We start from the raw sequence: 1050 nt of genomic DNA on the forward strand, positions 1-1050 counted from the left end.
CGTGCAGCCATTTCCTGCACCAATGCAAAAAAGGCTTCTTGTTTGCCAAAAAGCCTTTTCAATACGGTCCTCGTCATTTCCGCGACGACTTGAGGTTCGCCGAGCAGCGGGTTCAGACCATCGCTTCCGTCCCACGTTGGATCGATTCGCCAAACCGGGATACCGTAGGCAAGGCACCCTTGGTAAATATCCTCCACAAAGTCGCCGCTTGGCTCCAAAATCAGCATCCCGACACGGTTTCCACGCTTATACGACTCCAAGATTTGCATGGCCATGGGAGAGAGCAAGTAACTTGTTTTCCCGCTCCCGGTTGGTCCCACAACCAAGGTGTGCAAAAACGCATCCAATCCGCCATAGGTGACGATCATGTGATCCCTCCTTTCCCCATCAAAGTTCCATCGGATCACCGGACTGCCACTGCACATAGCGAATCACCCGGTTTCGTGCCGCTGCTCGGTAAATCTCCGCCTGCTTTTTCCTCTTTTGAGGTGACCGATCTTCCAAGAGCTCATCCGGTTCATCCAACACATCTACATACACAGGAGGACTTCGCTCCGGCAGAACAAAATCCGGCTGATACCCCAACCATTCCTCTGACGGCTCAATCGGACGAAGGATCGTATGCTTTCGTTCCCGCAACAGCATGAGCAATTCCCGCTCAGCGCCACTGTGCAGCCACCAGCCCTCTTCCGTGATATGCCATCCCACAGCTGGAGCAATAGAACGTGGTTCCTGATGGTCGAAATTGACGCGGAGCACTACCAGCTTGCCATCCACTCGGTAGCGGGGGATATGGTTTTCGGGAACAAGAACACGGATCAAACACGACTTCATGCCCTCAATCCCCCACCGCTCTCCCCCGATCACTTCTTCCCGCTCCCGCAGCCAGCCTAGCACCACCTTTCGCCGTTTTGGCAGCCGAAAACGCTCGTTTGGGACGTACCCAAACCAATAAAAATCTTCCGTCCCAATCCAGATCCGGTGATGGGACATGCAATGCCACATGTGGTACAGGACGGAAGCTGGAGTCATCTTCTTGCCCATTCCCTG

General features: G+C 54.1%; 1 protein-coding gene and 1 pseudogene. Both read right to left on the reverse strand.

Going from position 1 to position 1050, the window contains the following annotated elements; translation table 11 throughout:
• Positions 1-368: pseudogene (locus AB1L17_RS31390) on the reverse strand (type IV secretory system conjugative DNA transfer family protein); the annotation flags it as partial.
• 19 nt (positions 369-387) lie between these two features.
• The coding region (locus AB1L17_RS31395) for a hypothetical protein (RefSeq protein WP_412848918.1) at positions 388-1050 on the reverse strand (663 nt) is incomplete at its 5' end.

Source organism: Brevibacillus jepli, from assembly GCF_047229145.1.
Taxonomy (GTDB): domain Bacteria; phylum Bacillota; class Bacilli; order Brevibacillales; family Brevibacillaceae; genus Brevibacillus.